Here is a 19,532-nt window from a genome sequence, read left to right on the forward strand (position 1 = left end):
TGCAATGATTGAAGATTACATTGGCTATTACAATACTAAGCGTTTACAGAGAAAACTGGGTGTAGTAACCCCGATGGAAAAGCACAATAACTATTACGTGGCAGCATAAAAACTGCCACCGGATATCGGTGGCAGTAATAAGTACATGTTTTATTTTTTGCTCTGTCTACTTGACGGGGAGCGGTTCAACTGCTCAGACGGGCTTTTACATTGATAAAATTAAATAGTAAATCGCTTAATATTGCATTACCAAGGGTAATAAGTTGATGAGATGTTATCACCATACCAATCATTACTGACAGGTTGCGTAACTTCAATTATTTTCCAGCTATTGTTTTCTCTGATTGCGGTTACCTGCTCTACAGAAACCAGATAGTAGTGGTTATGTTTTTGGTACAAAAAGCCGTCAATATAAATGATAGAGTGATCCGATTTGTCTTCTTCTTGGTGAATGGTTCTAAAACGAATTTCTTTAGATTTCAGTTCCGAGAAGTTGCTCTTGGTTTTTAGGGATAATTGATTATAGGATTTCTTCGTAAAATAATCCTTGTAGTCAAAATTTTCGTATCCCGATTCGCTGTGTATGGCGGAGTTTATATAATTGTCAGCATGGATGTATGGCTGATAGGTTTTGTGAGAGATGATATAGGTATTTATCGTGCCTTCTAATACCGAAAAACATCCCTCGGAATAAAGAAATAAAAGTAAAAGTATAGCGAGTACGATGCAAGGTAATTTGTGTCTTTTCATATAAGGGTCCTTTGGGAGCAGAAAGGATGCTAATCAGGCCACAAGATGCCTGGAGGGCGGTTACGGTGCATTTTTCTCTTCTAAAACGCTCTACTGATCGTTGCATAATAGGTGGCGCCGTGTTGTTTGCCTGCCCAGCCGGTGAGCCGGAGGTCGACGCCCCACGGGTTGTCCTGGGTAATCTTACTGCGCCAGCCCAGTTCCAGGAAGCCGCTCGATCCCTTGACGGTCGGGCTTTCTGTGCGCCAGCCTTGGTACGTGGCGTTAGCTTCGCTATCGAATTCATAATCCCAGCCGAGACCGGCGTAGAAGGCTCTTCGTTCGTCAAAGTTTCTCGTCCAGCGCATTCCCAGACGCGTACGGTACGAGTTGATGGAATCGAGATCGTAGTTGGCATCGCCGTAGACACTGTGGACGGTGGTGGTATCACTGCCCAGGTGAGACCAGAAGAATTTGCCGTAGTAATCGTACGTATCGCGACCATGACCGATAATCTTGCCGATACCGGCCTGCGCTGCCACGTACGGGGCATTTGTGTTGTACGATGAATGAGCGTCGGCAATGATGCCGCGGAAGTCACCAGAAACACGGCCAGCACGGAGGGCGCCTTCATAATAGAGGCCGTCAGTTTGGTCGCGCCGCATCAGAAGACCAGCGCCTGTATAGTGCTGCTTGCCGTCGCCTCTGGCACCAGTGTCGAGGTGGCTGTCGTAGTGGCTCATGCCGTATTCGAAGAAAGGCATAATCGTATCCGTATGGCCTGTGTGGGCAATGCGGCGGACGAAGCCGATGTTGGTGGCCATGCCGTCGCTATCGACATAGGAGCCTGTTTCGTAGCGCAGGTTGTGCCCGCCTAGTACTGCGTAGGGTACGAATTTCGCTTCAACGGAGTGGCCTTCTTCCCAAGCCGCAGCAGCCGAACGATAGGCTTCATCCGTCAGAAGGTCCGCTGCGTTTTTGAGCATGTTGATGCTGTGTTCCCTGTCTTCCGGAATCACCTTGGTGCCCGGATCGAGGCTGCCCTTGTCTTCTTTAGGAATTGTAAGGACGATGGTATTGGCATCCCATTTCTTAGTAATGACTTTATGATTTATGTAGCCCTGCGAGGTAACCGTATCCAGGCCTTTGAGGACACCATATTGGGTATTCTCTGTGTTGATGGCGTTAGTGTCGTAAATGAGGTTGATAACATCGCCAGGTTGCAGCTTGGTCGTTCGTTGGACACCGCCGAGAACGGTGGCATTGGAAACGTCCGCTGTATCGGTGACGGTGAGCATCGTTTCACCTGCTGTAGTAGCTTCAGGGACGTAGAAATTAAGGTTTTGGAAATAGTCCAAATTCTTTACCGTATTGGCTTTCGTGTACAGGTTGAGCGTATTGCCTGTACTTTCGTTATCGCTAAAGCCACCGTAGAGGCTCATCATGGAGCCTAGTGTGCCACCGGTAATGGTGACGGTGTTGTCGTTAGCTGCGCCTTCTACCGAAGCACCACCAACAATGTAGTTCGTCTCTCCTGCCGTCGTGCCAATAGTACCACCTGAGATAGTCAGGGTGTTGCCGATAGCATCGCCACTAACCGTCGTGCCGGCAGCTACATTCTGTGCAACTGTACCACCGGAAATAGCGACACTATTATCTGAAACAGTGCTTACACCATCGGCTTCAGCACCTTCCCCGCCTATGACATAGTAGGTAACAGTGCCGCCGCTAAGGGAAACGTGGTTTCCTGAAATGGTCCCTTCGTCACCCACGATGGCGGCGCCGCCGACGAGTCTTGCTGCAGTGCCGCCGGTCATGGTGGCTGTATTATCCTTGACGTTTGCACCGCCATAGCCGCCGACGGCTGCCGTAATGTTCCCGTCGTAGACGTAGAGGTGATTGCCGATGGCGTCCCCTTTCGGGAGGTTGACTTCATTTCCTTCTGTATCGGTATATACCAGTCCATTGGCCCGGCCAGCGGCTGCGGTAAAGATAGTACCGCCTTTGACGATAAGTGTATTGCCTGTGGCGTCACCGTTCTCTGTCACGCCGGATACGGCTGCATCGATGGATTGGTATTCTTCAGCTGATCCTGTGGCGCCGCCGAAGACGTTGAAATAGGATCCCTGCTCGACGGTCACGGTGTTGCCCGAGGCGGTGCCGATGAGGGCGCGGCCACCGACGATTTCTTGCATCGGTGTGCTGGCGGTGGTATGGGTGGGGGAAATGGTGTTATCTGAGGCTGTGCCGCTTTCGGTGTAACCGCCGTAGGCGTTGCCGGAAAGGGTCACGTCAGAAATCTTGACAGTGTTTTGGGACGCGTTGCCTATGGATGCAGACACCGCAGGCGCAGGTCCATAGGAGTCAGCAAAAAGGCTTACATAACCGCCATATACGTTGCTGGAAACAGTAGCATTGCCACTGATTTCCACGCTGTTTCCGGTACTATTCAAAGGACTCACAGTCCCGTAAACGGAAGTGTAATTTATTACAGCGCCACCAGCTACCCTTCCTCCCACGGTGCCGCCGGAAATTTTGACGGTATTGTTGGTCGCTGTGCCCAGCAGGGATCCACCACCGTAGACGTTTCCGTTCGTTACCGATGCCGTGCCGCTGATTTCTACACTATTCTGATCAGCGTTGCCAAAGGGAGCCCAGCCGCCGCTGGCAGCGGGGTATTGACTATCACTATACGTAATTTCGCCGCCGCTGAAGCTGACATGGTTATTGGAAGACGTTCCTCCATACCCATTGGCATAGCCGCCTACGAGCATATATTGATCAGTCCCGCCACTCATGATGACACGGTTATTTGCTGTGTTCTTGCCACTGCCGCCAATGGCTTGATTCACGGTGCCACTTTTGATTTCCACCGTGTTGTCATTGGCATCCCCTCTTCCCAGGCTGTTCCCACCATGGGTCATCCCGACAGTGCCGGCTGCCGTGTCAATAAGGACATAGTTTCCATTCGCATCGCCTGCATCCGTAAAGCCGCCGGAGATATTGCCTGAAGAACCATACATTTCCACCCGGTTATTCGTAGCCGTATTGTTAGCGCCACCTAAGACAGAGCCAACTTTACTTGTACTCTCTATGATGACTGTATTGCTGTCAGCCACTCCGGATGAGAATCCACCAATAATTTCGGTGCCTTGAATGTTGCTGTTCGAGACTGTTACTGTGTTGTTTGCTGAGCTGCCCGCTTGTTCATCGGCGGTCTTGCCGCCATAAATGGTTGCTTTATCAATGCCTTGCGTGGCATTGGTCACGTTCAATGTGTTGCCGCTGGCTGAACCAGTGTCACTGTTACCAGTAGTTTCTGCCTGGGTAATAGAGCCGGTTACCGTTACTGCAGCAAAGGCCGGCAGTGTTACTGTGCCACAGAGCAAACAGGAAATGATTAAGGAACGTAATACATTTTTTCTTGTCGTCATAGTAGACCCCCACTTTCAAAACACATGACCTTCAGGATTGGCAGTCGCCGTCAGCAGGCCTTTAGGCAGAAAAAATAGTTAGTCCATATGGTATGTCTTCCCCACATAGCATACAGGCGTTAGCAGGTTATTCTCTGCGTTGTGCCAGCATCTTTTAGTAGTGCCGGATCCCATTACATTTTTTCGTTTGTACATGGTATTTCTTTCATAAGAAAAAACCAGTAATCCAATTTTATTTTATAATTAATTGTTTTCCTTTGCAAGTGATATTTGTTATTTTATGGTAACTCTATCTTCTTTTGAAATAGTATTTACTGCACGACATTCGTATAACGTTTAATTTCCTGACAGTCCTATACCTGTAAAAAGGAGGCCCCGAAAGGTCTCCTTTTTGTGTTGCTTATATATGAGTTAGAAGTGATTAGAAAGCTCTGGAAATCGTGGCGTAATAGGTGGCGCCGTGTTGTTTGCCTGCCCAGCCGGTGAGCCGAAGGTCGACGCCCCACGGGTTGTCCTGGGTAATCTTACTGCGCCAGCCCAGTTCCAGGAAGCCGCTCGAGCCCTTGACGGTCGGGCTTTCTGTGCGCCAGCCCTGGTACGTGGCGTTAGCTTCGCTATCGAATTCATAATCCCAGCCGAGACCGGCGTAGAAGGCTCTTCGTTCGTCAAAGTTTCTCGTCCAGCGCATTCCCAGACGCGTACGGTACGAGTTGATGGAATCGAGATCGTAGTTGGCATCGCCGTAGACACTGTGGACTGTGGTGGTATCACTGCCCAGGTGAGACCAGAAGAATTTGCCGTAGTAATCGTACGTATCGCGACCATGACCGATAATCTTGCCGATACCGGCCTGCGCTGCCACGTACGGGGCATTTGTGTTGTACGATGAATGAGCGTCGGCAATGATGCCGCGGAAGTCACCTGAAACACGGCCGGCACGGAGGGCGCCTTCATAATAGAGGCCGTCGGCTTGGTCGCGCCGCATCAGAAGACCAGCGCCTGTATAGTGCTGCTTGCCGTCGCCTCTGGCACCGTTGTCGAGGTGGCTGTCGTAATGGCTCATGCCGTATTCAAAGAAGGGCATGATGGTATCGGTGTGGCCCGTGTGCGGGATGCGGCGGACGAAGCCGATATTTGTAGCCATACCGTCACTATCGACATAGGAACCTGTTTCGTAGCGCAGGTTGTGGCCGCCGAGTACTGCGTAGGGTACGAATTTCGCTTCTACGGAATGACCTTCTTCCCAAGCCGTAGCAGCCGAGCGGTACGCTTCATCCGTCAGGAGGTCCGCTGCGTTTTTGAGCATATTGATGCTGTGTTCTCTATCTTCCGGGATGACTTTGGTGTCCGGGTCGAGGCTGCCTTTGTCTTCTTTCGGTATCGTGAGGATAATCGTGTTGGCATCCTTCTTTTTAACGATGGCTGTATGGTTGATGAAGCCTGCCGACGTGACGGTGTCTAATCCTTCTATGGTGCCGTAGGTGGTGCCGTCTGTGGTGAGGCCGTTGGCGTTATAGAGGAGGTTGATTTCTTCGCCCGGGTTCAGTTTCGTCGTGCGCTGAACGCCGCCAAGGATGGTGGCATCCGTAAGGTCCGTCGTGCCATCTGTGGTAGTCCCATTCTGGACAGCCGTCAAAGTCATCGTATCCTCGTCAGTGTCTACGTTTCCTGTAACGGTGAGCATGGTTTCGCCGACTATTGTCCCTTCAGGCACGTAGAAGTTGAGGTTTTGGAAGTAGGCGAAGTCTTTGACGGTTTGGCCTTTGGTGTACATGTTGTACGTGTTGTTTTTGCTTTCGGTTGCGCCATAGCCACCGTAGAGGCTCATTTCCGGGTTCAGCGTGCCGCCAAGGATGTTGACCGTGTTGTTGTTGGCTGCGGCAAAATCGGATTTACCGCCATAGAGGGCTGTGCCCAGGGTGCCACCGGAGACGGTAACGGTATTGCCGCTGCCGTCGCCCATGATAGAGTACCCGCCAGCAATGTCTTCCATGATTTCGCCACCGCTAATGGTGATGGTATTGGAATCGGCATCGCCTGCAGCAGTAAAGCCGCCCGTCACAACGGGTATAAGTTCATCTGTACTGGAAACCGTACCGCCGGAGATGGTGACCGTATTTTCCGAAGCGCCAGTTGACCCATAACCGCCAGTTACCGTCCCTGGACTTCCGCCGCTGACGGTAATCGTATTGCCTGTAGCATTGCCACCGCCACTCTGCGCCGCCATGGTGATGGCGGACGTACCGCCACTGAATACAAGGGTATTATGGACAGCATCCCCTGTAACGGCATACCCGGCAGTCATTTTAGTCGCAGAGCCGCCACTCATAGTGAGGGTATTGTTGCTGGCTCCCGTCTGGCCGTAGCCACCGACGACATGGCCGATTAGTTCACCGCCGCTCACGGTGACCGTATTGGAAACGGCTTCGCCTTTTGCTGCATAGCCGCTGAAGACAGCGTCACCTGTTGCCGAGGTACCAATTGTACCGCCATTGACGGTGACGGTATTTTCAGAAGCAGTACCATCAGCCGTATAGCCGCCATAGACCGTCTTTTCTACGGTGCCGCTTTCGATGATGACGGCGTTACCTGTGGCATTATTGCTCGTAGTTCCCTCACCTGTATAGCCACCGTATACTTCGCCCTTGATAGTGACATCTGAAATTTTGACGGTATTTTGAGAAGCATCGCCAGCGGCTGCCTCTCCGGTGAACGGATTATCCATCTGGTGTAATGCATAACCACCATAGATATTTCCTGAAACATCTGCCGTGCCGCTCAGTTCGACAGTATTTCCTTCTGCCCCCTTGCCTGTAGTATAGCCGCCGGCAACGATGCCTCCGACGCTGCCTGAAGAAATTTTGACAACGTTATTGGTCACATCGCCCATATACGACCAGCCGCCGGCTACGCTTCCGGCTACAGATGCCGTTCCGCTTATTTCTACACTGTTTTGGTCAGCCGTCCCGTAGCTGACCCAGCCGCCACTTACAACAGGCACTACACTTTCTGTATCTATTGAACTTGTTACAGCCCCGCCAGTCATGATAACTTTATTATTTACAGCACTTCCTTCTGGTTGATTATTAAAACCGCCAGAGAGCATCTGACTGACTGTACCGCCGCTCATGGTTACGCTGTTATTTTCTACTCCTTTTCCCTGTGCCCCATATACCATACCAAATGTACCGCCTCTAATTTCGACAGTATTGTCTGTCGCAGATCCATCATCTGCCTGACTCCCGGTTAGCATATACTGGACTGATCCGCCTGTAATAAGCACAGAGTTCCCTGAATTGCTTGTATAAGACCGAGCCCCATATAGAAAATTACTGGTTCCTGCGCTTTCCACATGGTTTCCTGAAGCCGTATAGCCATAGGCTCCACTGACTGTACCGACAGTACTGCTGCTGTCAAAGATTACAGTATTATTATCTGTCGCACCCAGCCTTGATGTGCCACCGTAAATCTCACCACTACTTACCTGAGTATTTGTAATATTGACCGTATTATCTGATGCATCGCCTGATTCACCTTCAACGACGGCACCACCAAAAATTCTTATTCCAATTGAGTCCGACGACGCATCCGTCACATTCAGCGTATTCCCGCTCGATGTCCCTGTGTCACTGTTGCCAGTAATGTTCGTATCTGTAATTGGTCCTGTCACCGTCACTTCAGCAAAGGCCGGCAGTGCTGCGGTGCCGCAGAGGAGACAGGAGATGATCAAGGAGCGCAGGATGGTTGTTTTTGTTTTCATAGTTGACCCCCACTTTCGGAATACATGACTTTTGGGATTGGCGCCGGTTGTGGACAGGCTGGTGGATGGAGAAAAATAGTTAGCCCCTACGGTACGGCTTCCCCACGTAGCGTCTGGGTAGTAGCAGGTTTTTCTCTATTGGGTGGCTTGTCCAGGTATCGCCAGGTTCCCTGTACATTTTTTCGTTCGCACACGGTGTGCAGGTGCATAATGCACGCTACTTCTTGCATAAGAAAAAAGCAATAACTCAGTTTTATTTTATAATCTATTGTTTTCTTTTGCAAGTGATATTTGTTATTTTATAGTAATTCTATCTTCTTTTGAAATAGTATTTACTGCACGACATTCATATAACGTTTAATTTCCTGACAGTTCTATACCTGCAAAAAGGAGGCCCCGAAAGGTCTCCTTTTTGTGTTGCTTATATGAGTTGGAAGTGATTAGAAAGCTCTGGAAATCGTGGCGTAATAGGTGGCGCCGTGTTGTTTGCCTGCCCAGCCGGTGAGCCGGAGGTCGACGCCCCACGGGTTGTCCTTGGTAATCTTGCTGCGCCAGCCCAGTTCCAGGAAGCCGCTCGAGCCCTTGACAGTCGGGCTTTCTGTGCGCCAGCCTTGGTACGTAGCGTTGGCTTCGCTATCGAATTCATAATCCCAGCCGAGACCGGCGTAGAAGGCTCTTCGTTCGTCAAAGTTTCTCGTCCAGCGCATTCCCAGACGTGTACGGTACGAATTGATGGAATCAAGATCGTAGTTGGCATCGCCGTAGACACTGTGGACGGTAGTGCTGTCACTGCCCAGGTGAGACCAGAAGAATTTGCCGTAGTAATCGTACGTATCGCGGCCGTGACCGATAATCCTGCCGATACCGGCCTGCGCTGCCACGTACGGCGCGTTCGTGTTGTACGACGCATGGGCGTCGGCAATGATGCCGCGGAAGTCACCTGAAACACGGCCGGCACGGAGGGCGCCTTCATAATAGAGGCCGTCAGCTTGGTCGCGCCGCATCAGAAGACCAGCGCCTGTATAGTGCTGCTTGCCGTCGCCTCTGGCACCGTTGTCGAGGTGGCTGTCGTAATGGCTCATGCCGTATTCGAAGAAGGGCATGATGGTGTCTGTGTGGCCCGTGTGCGGGATGCGGCGGACGAAGCCGATATTTGTAGCCATACCGTCACTATCGACATAGGAACCTGTTTCGTAGCGCAGGTTGTGGCCGCCGAGTACTGCGTAGGGTACGAATTTCGCTTCTACAGAATGACCTTCTTCCCAAGCCGTAGCAGCCGAACGGTACGCTTCATCCGTCAGAAGATCCGCTGCGTTTTTGAGCATGTTGATGCTGTGTTCTCTATCTTCCGGGATGACTTTGGTGTCCGGGTCGAGGCTGCCTTTGTCTTCTTTCGGTATCGTGAGGATAATCGTGTTGGCATCCTTCTTTTTAACGATGGCTGTATGGTTGATGAAGCCTGCCGACGTGACGGTGTCTAATCCTTCTATGGTGCCGTAGGTGGTGCCGTCTGTGGTGAGGCCGTTGGCGTTATAGAGGAGGTTGATTTCTTCGCCTGGGTTCAGTTTCGTCGTGCGCTGAACGCCGCCAAGAACGGTGTCGTTGGTGAGGTCTGTCGTGCCATCTGTGGTGGTCTGGTTATTCACGGCGACGAGGGTTGTCGCAGCAACCGCTTCGGTGTTTGCATTTCCTGTAACGGTGAGCATGGTTTCACCGGCTGTCGTGTTTTCCGGGACGTAGAAATTGAGGTTTTGGAAATAAGCGAAGTCCTTGACCGTCTGCCCCTTGGTGTACATGTTGTACGTATTGTTCTTGCTTTCGGTTGCACCATAGCCGCCATAGAGGTTCATTTCCGGATTCAGCGTGCCAGCAAGAATATTGACCGTGTTGTCATCGGCTGCACCGGCGTCAGATTTGCCGCCGTAGATGCCGGTGTCAAGCGTACCGCCGGAGAAATTGACCGTATTTCCATTGGCATTTCCTGAGGAAGAACCGCTGGTCATAACATACCCGCCCATGACATCGTTCTTGATTTCACCGCCGGAAATAGTGACTGTATTGGAAATGGCATCATTCCCCAGTATTGTAACGCCGCCTGCCACGCCGAAATACGTACTGCCAGTTGTACCGCCAGAAATGACGACTTTATTCCCGGAAGCCTTGCCACTGGCCATGGCGCCCATAACCATTCCCGCGTCCCCGCCTGTGACGGTTACGGTATTGCCGGTCGCTGCAACCCCGGAAACTCCGCCGATAGTCATTGTGACCGTGCCGCCATTGACTTCAACGGTATTATTTACAGCGCCCTGCTTGCCATCTGTATGGCCCACAACGTTTCCGCCATACAGTGTGCCTGCTGTGCCGCCATTGAAAATGACCTTATTGTCCTGCGCTGTGGTTCTGCCCTTGCCGCCATCTACCTCAGACAGTGTTCCCGTACCTGTGGCATCAATGGTGACTGTATTGCCGGAAGCTGAACCCATTTCGGAGTCACCGCCAAATACTCTTCCGGCAGTGTTCCCGGATTCTATGGTAACCGTGTTGTTATCCGCCTTGCCTTCGCTATTTGTGTCGTCGCCTGCCTGGCCGCCGTAGACATCACCACTGACGTCACCGCCTTTGATCATAACGGTATTGGAAACGGCATCTCCGTTTTCCGACTTTCCACCAAAAACGGATTCTGTACCCCCTCCGACTGTTCCGCCGGAGATGGTCACCGTATTTCCAGAAGCTCCCGTACGGCCATAGCCGGCAATGACTTCCCATGCAGTTCCGCCAGTCATGGAGACTGTATTGCCTGTGGCGTTGCCGTCTCCGCTCTGGGCAGCTGCAACGAGCGTGGACGTACCGCCGCTCATTTCGACGGTATTATGCGAAGCATCGCCTGTCTCGGCATATCCTGCGGTAATCGACTGCGCCGTTCCGCTGGTCATGATGACTTTATTGTCACTGGCTCCCGTCTGGCCTCTGCCGCCAACGGCGCTTGTGAGGGAAGCAGTACCTGTGAGAGCCACTTTCACAGTATTGCCCGTAGCCGTACTGCCATCCGAGAGGCCTCCATAAGCATTCCCGGAAACGGAACCGGATGCCAGGGTCAGTATATTGTTATCCGCTGTGCCTGTGCCGGATGCATGTCCACCCATAATCTGTCTATTTTCGGCAATGCCTCCTGCATCGGATATGGTCACCTGGTTTCCAGAAGCAGAGCCTAAGCCAGTGGAAAGACCGCCCGTGACTTCCCCATCGACCGTGCCGCCGGAGATCTTCACGATATTTCCATTGGCCGTGCCAGTGCCCGTTCCGTCCTTGTTTGCACTATCAGCATATCCGCCGATCACATTGGCCGAAGCACTCCCGTCAGTCATAGTGACGGTATTGTCATTGGCGCTGCCGGACACGGATTCCCCGCCAATGACCTTGGCGCTCGTCGTCCCGCCAGACATTTCAATCGTCCCGCCTTGGATCGTGACGGAGTTGCCATTGGCATCCCCTTTGGCCGTGCTGCCGCCATAGACGTTATTATTGATCGTGCCGCTTTCTATGGTGACGGCGTTGCCTGTGGCGTCGCCTTTAGGTGTGTAGCCGCCGTAGACTTCGCCGGTAAGAGTTACGTTGGAAATCTCCACGGTATTGGAAGAAACGTTGGAATTGCTGTCCATTTCATCAGCATATTTGCTGACCCAGCCACCATACACATTGCCGCCCACCTGGCCGCCGGAGATTTTTACACCGTTGTTTTCAACTGTCCCGACAAAAGCAGCACCGCCAAAAACACCTCCTTCATTTCCTTCACCCATTGTGCCAGAAAGACTTATAGAGGAATCGGTCTGTCCGCCCGACATGATGACCTTATTGTTGCTGACTGTACCAAAAGCACCATAACCACCATAGGCAGCTCCGATAGTTCCGTCATTGATTGTCAGCTTATTATCATTAATTGTCCCCTGCTGCGCAAATGCACCATACACGATATTGGCTTTGCCGCCGTCCATTTCGGTACTATTATTTTCCGTGAGGCCGTCGCCTTCATCGTATCCGCCTGCCAGACTGTATACGGTTCCACCGGACATGGTCACCTTGTTGCCCGTGACATCCCTCATGCCCTGACCGCCATATGCCGCATTGCTTTTGCCCGTAAAATTCTTGGTAATGGTAAGTGTATTGTCTTTGGCATCGCCATAGGTCGTTCCGCCGGTAATGACCGTAGCTGCTCCAGTTACTGCATCCAGGGTAACGGTATTTCCGGAAACTGCCCCTGCGCCATTTGCGCTGTAGCCGCCATGAATTTCATTGAAGGTTGTTCCCGCTTTGACATTGACAATATTGCCGGATGCCACGCCTGAACCCGTGCTACCGCCAGTGATATTATAAGCAGGCCCCCCGTCGAACTCGACCAGGTTTCCTACGACATTTCCCGTTTCGGATGAACCGCCTCTGATACTGGAATTGGATTTTTCATCAGAGTTGGATACATATACTTTATTTCCCTCAGCCTGACCGTTTTTCGCGTTACCGCCAACTATTAAAATGGAAAGGTTGCTGTTCTTCAGTGTTACGGTATTATTGCTGGCGTCATCCGCGTCATTCACATATAAACCGCCATCCAATTCCTCCAGGCCGCTCGACGAAATGCCATCGCCAGTCACCGTATTCCCGCTTGGCGTCCCTGTGTCACTATTGCCGGTAACCGTTGCCTCCGAAACTGAACCCTCCAGCGTCACAGCCGTAGCAAAGGCTGGTACGGTTGCGGTGCCGCAGAGGAGACAGGAAATGATGAAGGAGCGCAGGATTGTTGTTCTTTTTGTCATAGTAGACCCCCACTTTCGAAATACAGAACCTCTGGGATGGGTGCTGGCCGTCAGCAGGCCTTTGCATAGGGACTACCGGTTATTCCAAACGGTACGACTTCCCCACACGGCGTACGTTCTTTAGCAGGTTCTTCTCTCCGTTGTGCCAGCTTGGCGTCGTAGCGCCGATCCCATTACATTTTTTCGTTTGCACATGGCGTGCATTATGCAAGCTGCTTCTTTCATAAGAAAAAAGCAATGATTCAATTTCATTTTATAATTAATTGTTCTTTCTTTCAAGTAATATTTTTTATTTTTTAGTAATTTCATTGTTTTCAGATATAGTATCTAATAGAACAATTACGTATTACGTTTCACTTCCTCAAAATCAGGCATACAAAAAAGAGACCCGTCAAGGTCTCCTTTTTGTATCGTTTCTATATAGCTGGTACTAACTATTTAGTAATGTGCGAACCATATACATCACGGTATTCGTTTTGTGCTTTGTTGTCCTGGTCGTTGACCCGGACACGTTCCACCTTATTGCGGTCGTTATCTTGACCAGAGATACGGTCTACGCGGAAGCGGTCGATATTCTGTACTTTAACCAGTTCCGGTCCGAATTCGTCTACAGAGCGTGTCATATTGCCGTCAGAAGGTGCGCCATTCTGCAGGGCTCTATAGATGATGGCTGCGTATTCGTACCGTGTCATCGTACGGTCACCTTTGAATTCGCCATCAGGATAGCCTTTAAGATAGCCTCTTTCTGCCAAGGACTTCACATACTGGTACGCCCAATGATTTTCCGGCACATCCGGGAAGTTCACTGAACCGGTTGCCGGTGCTGTAGCTTTGGCTGGCTGGCCTGCTTCATAGGCCGCTAATTTCTTCGTTAATACTTCAATCTGCTGCTTCATAGCCAGGAGATCTTTCGCCATGGAAACACGCGACCGGGAGACGCGGTTCGTCTGGCCAAATTTCCAGCTGACACCGACATTAACCATGTTTTCACCACCGGCGAAGGAGCCGCCTACGCTAAACATGGTGTCTTCGTTGGGGCGATAGTAGGCACCGATGGCTACGGCATTGGCATTCTTATAGTTGCCATAACCGGCAGCGAAGTCCCACTTGTCGTCCGGGTCAAAGTCCAGGGGATGGAGGGCCGATAAGGCAGCCGCACTGGCGCCGACGCGATTGATCTGCGTGCCCAGGCGGGATTGCAGCCTATAGAGCTGACCGCCATTTACGGCATCCGTCGAGGTAGAAGAAATATCACCATTCTTCAGGTTCGTAATTTTCGTGTCGCCCATGTCAATGCCCTGGTTGTTGATAGTGACCGTATCACCGGCGTGAATGGTGTCGCCGTTGATGGTCGTCGAAGTAACGCTATTGAGGCCTGTCAGGTCTTTAGAGAGACGAACCTTGAGGTTGCTATTGCCGTCGGAGACAACGCCGATGTTATCTACAGTAGTTAATTTGGCTTCGTCCGTAATGCCACCTACGACGTTTACTTGTTCGTTCAGCTTCTTGTTGATGACGCTTCCTGTATCGCCACCGTATTTCATGCCATCATTCAAGGTGGCTACGGTCTGGGTATTACCATTGTGGTCTTCATAAACGATACGGTCGATGCCGTCCTTGCCGTTATAGCCGTCAGTGCCATCGACACCGTTGGTACCTTTGACGACGTGAATATCTGCGGACGCACCGTCCTTGCCGTTGATGCCTATATGGCCGTCTGTACCGTCTTTGCCATCCTTGCCGGTGGAGGAAATGGTTACGCCATCCTTGCCGTCCTTGCCTTTTACGCCAATAGAACCGTCGACGCCGTCCTTACCGTCTGCACCTTTGCCGCCAACGGTGAGGGAGTCGGCCTTGAGGTTCTTATCCATGGCGATGATCAAATCGCCCTGATCGACGATGGTTTTGATATTTTCCGAGCTGTAGGCGCTGTCTTCTTTTGTGCCCGTACCCTTGATGGTCATGGTTTCGTTCAGCTTTTTGGCTGCACTGCCGGTGTTGCCGGCAAACTTCAGGCCGTCGTCGAGGGTAGCTACCTGATGGTTCGTTTGGCTGCTATCGACGTAGGTAATGCGGGTCAGGCCGTCTGTGCCAGTCACACCAGCTGCGCCTTTATCGCTTTTCAGTGTCAAGGCATTGGCGCCGTTAGCCCCGCTCAGGCCGATAGCACCGTCTTTGATGGAAACGGACGAGCCGTCTTTGCTATGGACGTCGACGGAGCCGTCAATGCCATTCGTGCCCGTTTCACCGAGGACCAGGTTGTCATTGACGTTGACCTTGAAAGGATCTGCCGCTGTGCCTGTACCCGTGACGTTGGTATTCTTGCCATTAGCCATCTTCGTAGCGTTCTTAGCAATTTCGTCCTTGAGCTGGCTGACGTTGACGGCATCTGTACCGGCTGTCCCGGCAGCGACGTTGTGAATCTGGTTGCCACCGTTATCGAGGCCACTGCCGGTCAGGCTGACAGGCGTCTTCCCTGTGCCCGGATTCTTTGGCGTGATTGTTATACCCTGGGCGTTGATGACGGTCTGATTTCCTGTTGTATCGGTCATGGTCGTGCCTGCGCCGGTCGTAACCGTCTTGTTGCCGGCAGCGTCGGTAGTCGTCACGCTGGTAACGGAAATGTCGTCATTCAGGGAAACTTCTACCTTGCCGTTATTGACCTTAGTGGAAATGTTTTTGCTGTCACCGACGACTGCGACGTTTTCACCGAGGTTTTTGTGCACTGTATTGCCATCTTCTGCTGTCAGGCCAAAGCCCTTTGTCGTCAGCGTATTCGTAATATTGGTAGTGGCCGTATTGATAGCAGCCTTAATATCGCCGATGTTGGCGCCGTTTGAATCTACCGTGCCGCCACTGGCTACGTTAGTGATCTGCTTGCCACCTGCGTTGATGCCGGTCTTGGTAATAGACGGGCCGCCCGTAATGGTCAGGCCATTCGTCGTCAGCTTCGTATCGCCTGTAGTGACGCTGGTAAGGCCGGTCAGGTCTTTGGCCAGTTTCACCGTCAGGGTATTATCCGTCGTATTGGAAATGACGCCAATATTGTTGTCGCTCAGGTTGCTGACGCTGGCACCACCGACGATAGACATAGCCTGATTGGAAGCACGGTGGATGACATTCTGGTCTGCTTCAGCTGTAGCGCCGATGGTCGAGTTGTCCCCGGCAAAGCGCAGGGGCAACGTGCGCAGGTAGAGCTGGCTGCCGTTGACGGCATCCGTACTGGTTTCGCTGACGAGACCGGAAGCCAGGTTTTGCAGGCGCCGTTCGTGGCCGACGCTGCCGATTGTAACGACACCATCGGCTTTTTTGGCGGCTACGCCGTAGACATCATTATAGGTACCTGCGCCAGCCGTTTGGGCCGTTGCGCCGGCTACGGCAGTGGAGCCTGTGCCCAGGTATACGGAATTGCCCAGCGTGGCGGTTACGTTAGAGCCGAGGATCTGAATATTGGAAAGGGCTTTAGCATTAGGATCATGTTTTAAGGGTGGCGCTATCGTATTGTCGTTCCCCATAATGGTCACGTCTTCGATAGGCAGGCCATTGTTGCTGAGAGTTACAGTGTTATTCGTACCGGTAATGTTGATTTTATCGATCTTAGCTGCATCGGCGGCACTGCTGTCATCGGAAATCCCCTGTACCGTATTGGTGTTACCACTGACAGTGACATTGGTAATCGACTGGGCATCGTTTCTGGTGATCTTGTTGCTGTTGCCGATGAGGCTGTTGTTGTTTACAGTGTCATCGTCCTTCCCATTGGTAACGGAGCTGCCTGTGCCGAAGACATTAGCATTGACCGCATTGGTAGCAGCCGAACCATTGCCGATAACGGCAGCGCTGCTGCCTTTTTCTACAGTGGCACTGGTGCCCATGGCGATGGAATTGGTAGAGAGCGCATCGACGGCTTTGGTGCCGATGGCAATGGAATCGATGCCCGATGCGTTTGCCCGGTCACCAATGGCATTGGCGCCTTTGGCTACACTCCTGGCTTCTGCCCCCATGGCGATCCCCCGCGTATCGGACGTTTCCGAAAGGTAGCCAATGGCAATGGATTCCTTACTGCTGTTGGCAGCCGAGCCGTTTTTCTGCTTAACGGCCGCACGCGTGCCGATAGAGAGGGAATTATCGCCGGCAGTCTGGGCACCGGCACCGATGGCCGTATTATACTGATAGCCCGTTTCTGCTTTCGTTTCACTCATCGTACCGTCTGTATTCTTATAGCCAACACCGACGGCAATGCTGCCATCACTTTCGGCTGTGACGTTATTGCCTACAGCCATGCTCCGTTCATTAGTTGCTTTGGCAATGACGCCCATGGTCAAAGAATCGGCCCCTACGGCGCCATCATTGTTGTAGTTATTTTTAGGCGTCTGCGTATCATCTGTTTTTACGGAATAGTAATGGACCTTGGCATTATCGACAGCCTTGTCCAGCTGGCCCTTATTTACAGCATCGCCTGCATCGACGCCATCTTTTACATTTTGAATCTGTACGGCATTGCCATTCGTATCCTTCAGTTTGACATATTCATTGTTGCTGCCGGAATAGGTCACGGCGTTGCCACTCGTCGTGCCCGGATCGTGTTTCTGGATTTCTGTAAAGAAATTGGACTGTAAGGCTTTCAGCTGTTTTACCGTAACGGCATCCTGATCGGCAGCACCATCAGCTACGTTGACGATGCGGCGATACCCGTAATCGCTCATGGATGCACCGTTGCCTACAGAAACGACCTGTGTCGCCGTCGTATTCGTCAGGAAGGCATTGCCCGATGCCATAGCGGCTGTAGCCAGGGCACCGCCGCCGATGGCTACATTGCCTGTACCACGGGCAATGGATTCTTCGCCAAGGGCCATGGATTTTTCCCCTTCTGCCAGGGACGTAAAGCCTATGGCCGTCGCTCCATTGGCAGTGGCCTTCGAAGTAGCGCCTACAGCTGTACCGTGTGTTTTCGCTACCGTATTGGCGCCTAAGGCTGTAGCTTCAGAAATTGCCGTGGCGGCGCTATAGTTATTCGCATGATAGCCTAAGGATACGTTATAGCCAGCCAGGGAATTATCTGTTGAGCCTGCCGTATTATCGCCTAAGAAGGTACCGGCTGCAGAACCGATGGCGATATTATAATTGCCTTTTACATTACTACCGGCATCGACGCCTAAGGCAATGTCTTCAGAGCCGTTAATATTCTGGCCGGCCCGTCTGCCGATGACCACATGGGACCCATTGACGTGATTAGGGTCACCTACCATGCCTGCGCCAGCCGTTTCCCCTATGGCTACAGAAAATTCCGCATCAGCAACGGCGGCATGGCCGATGGATACGACATTATCTGCTTTAGCCGTCGTGCCGCTGCCCAAGGCAATGGCCTGATTCCCTTTAGCGAGTGTATTTTTACCAACAGCGATGGTTTCAATATACGTTGAATTGGCGCCGGAGCCGATAGCCAAGCTATCGCCATAGGTCGCCTGTGCTCCAGAGCCCAAAGCCAGGGCATTGGCTTTTTCTGCCAAAGCCTTGTTACCGATGGCCATAGCAGCAGGGCTGTTTCCCTTGACCTTTGCTTCGTTCCCCATGGCCACACCGTTCTCCGAAACGGTCATGGTCTTAGTACCGATGGCAATGCCATTATTGGTAATTTTGTTATTGCCTAAGGCATCGTTCATGACGACGGCATTATCCCCTAAGGCAATGGCCGAGTTGCCCCGGGCATTAGCGCTATTACCGATGGAAACGCTATTTTCGCCACCGCCTACGATAATGACCTGGGAGCCTTCATCAGCCGTCATACCGGCGCGGGAGCCCGTAATCGAGCCCGTCCCCAGGGCGATGCCGTTTTTCGCCTGTGAAACGACTTCTGCCTTGGCACCGAGCGCTACCGCAGCGGCGGCCCGGGCTTTGGCTTCTTCACCCATAGCGACGGCATTTTCTGCTGTGGCTTGGGCACTTTCGCCAATGGCAATGGTTTTATCGCCCGTTGCAGTCGCATCAGCGCCGCTGGCTTTAGTACGGAAATACTTGATGCCTTGCTTATCCGTATCTACGCCTAAAGCTGTATTGGCCGCCTGTAATGTGGCAATATCTTCTGTGTTCGTATTGATCGCTGACGTATTCGTGTTAATCTGTGTGGTATTGGCATCAATCTGCTGTTTGTTCGCAGCAATATTGGTTGTATTGGTGCTGATCTGTTTTTTGTTGGCATCAATTTGTGTCGTGTTTGCTGTAATATCCGTCTTATTCGCATTCACGTCCGCCGTTGTTGCCAAGCCAGTCGCAGTGATGACAATATCGTTTGTTGTATTATCCTTCGTAACCGTAATATTCGTACTGCCCGTCAAGGTGTCCCCATCATGGACCGTCGCCGCAGTAACCCCGTAACTGCTCCCCAACAAAAGCAGGGCTAATACGACGCTTTTGGTTAGTTTCCCACCAGAACCAACCATCGTTGTGAAGAAAGAATGGCCTGAGGCTTTTCCCCCATTTTTTGCTAATTCGGAAACAACCTCATATCTTCCTTTCACACGGTTAAAGATAACCTTGTAAACTCTATTCATTTTTTCCTCCTTGCTGGTGCTCGCTAATAGTACCCACTTATAAACATATTGCATTGTAAAATAAAATATGTTTATTACAGTATAATAATCCTCTACTATTTCGTTTCATAAAACGTATAAACTTATTACAGCCGTGTCATTTCCATACTTACATACTACTTGGGATTCCTCTTATCCCAGTGCTGTACGTAAGTCCGTCAGATTACACTTCCTACGCCTAACAACGGGTTTGAATACCCCGTCAGCCCCTTAG

At 51.6% G+C, this 19,532-nt stretch carries 6 protein-coding genes; 1 reads left to right on the forward strand and 5 read right to left on the reverse strand.

Features of this window, described 5'->3' with window-relative positions:
- Positions 1-4: 4 nt before the first annotated feature.
- Complete coding sequence (locus tag H8J70_RS12845; RefSeq protein ID WP_425489114.1) at positions 5-109, forward strand: IS3 family transposase; 105 nt, start codon at positions 5-7, stop codon at positions 107-109.
- Between the two features lie 137 nt (positions 110-246).
- Here H8J70_RS12845 and H8J70_RS04650 read toward each other — a convergent pair whose 3' ends face one another.
- The 5 genes from H8J70_RS04650 to H8J70_RS04670 all read right to left on the reverse strand — a co-directional run bounded on the left by H8J70_RS04650 (position 247) and on the right by H8J70_RS04670 (position 19,279).
- The gene (locus H8J70_RS04650; RefSeq protein ID WP_186502699.1) at positions 247-750 is read right to left on the reverse strand and encodes a hypothetical protein; all 504 of its coding nucleotides are present in this window, start codon (positions 748-750) and stop codon (positions 247-249) included.
- 80 nt (positions 751-830) lie between these two features.
- Positions 831-4,163 carry a hypothetical protein gene (locus H8J70_RS04655; protein WP_186502700.1) on the reverse strand — a complete coding sequence of 1,111 codons (3,333 nt, stop codon included), beginning with the start codon at positions 4,161-4,163 and terminating at the stop codon, positions 831-833.
- A gap of 421 nt (positions 4,164-4,584) precedes the next feature.
- Positions 4,585-7,923 (reverse strand): hypothetical protein, encoded by a 3,339-nt coding sequence (locus H8J70_RS04660; RefSeq protein ID WP_186502701.1) that lies wholly within the window; start codon positions 7,921-7,923, stop codon positions 4,585-4,587.
- A 440-nt stretch (positions 7,924-8,363) separates the two neighbouring features.
- Positions 8,364-12,731 (reverse strand): beta strand repeat-containing protein, encoded by a 4,368-nt coding sequence (locus tag H8J70_RS04665; RefSeq protein ID WP_186502702.1) that lies wholly within the window; start codon positions 12,729-12,731, stop codon positions 8,364-8,366.
- A gap of 434 nt (positions 12,732-13,165) precedes the next feature.
- Positions 13,166-19,279 (reverse strand): YadA-like family protein, encoded by a 6,114-nt coding sequence (locus H8J70_RS04670; RefSeq protein WP_186502703.1) that lies wholly within the window; start codon positions 19,277-19,279, stop codon positions 13,166-13,168.
- Between the last annotated feature and the right edge of the window lie 253 nt (positions 19,280-19,532).

Source organism: Megasphaera hominis (assembly GCF_014269395.1).
Taxonomy (GTDB): domain Bacteria; phylum Bacillota; class Negativicutes; order Veillonellales; family Megasphaeraceae; genus Megasphaera; species Megasphaera hominis.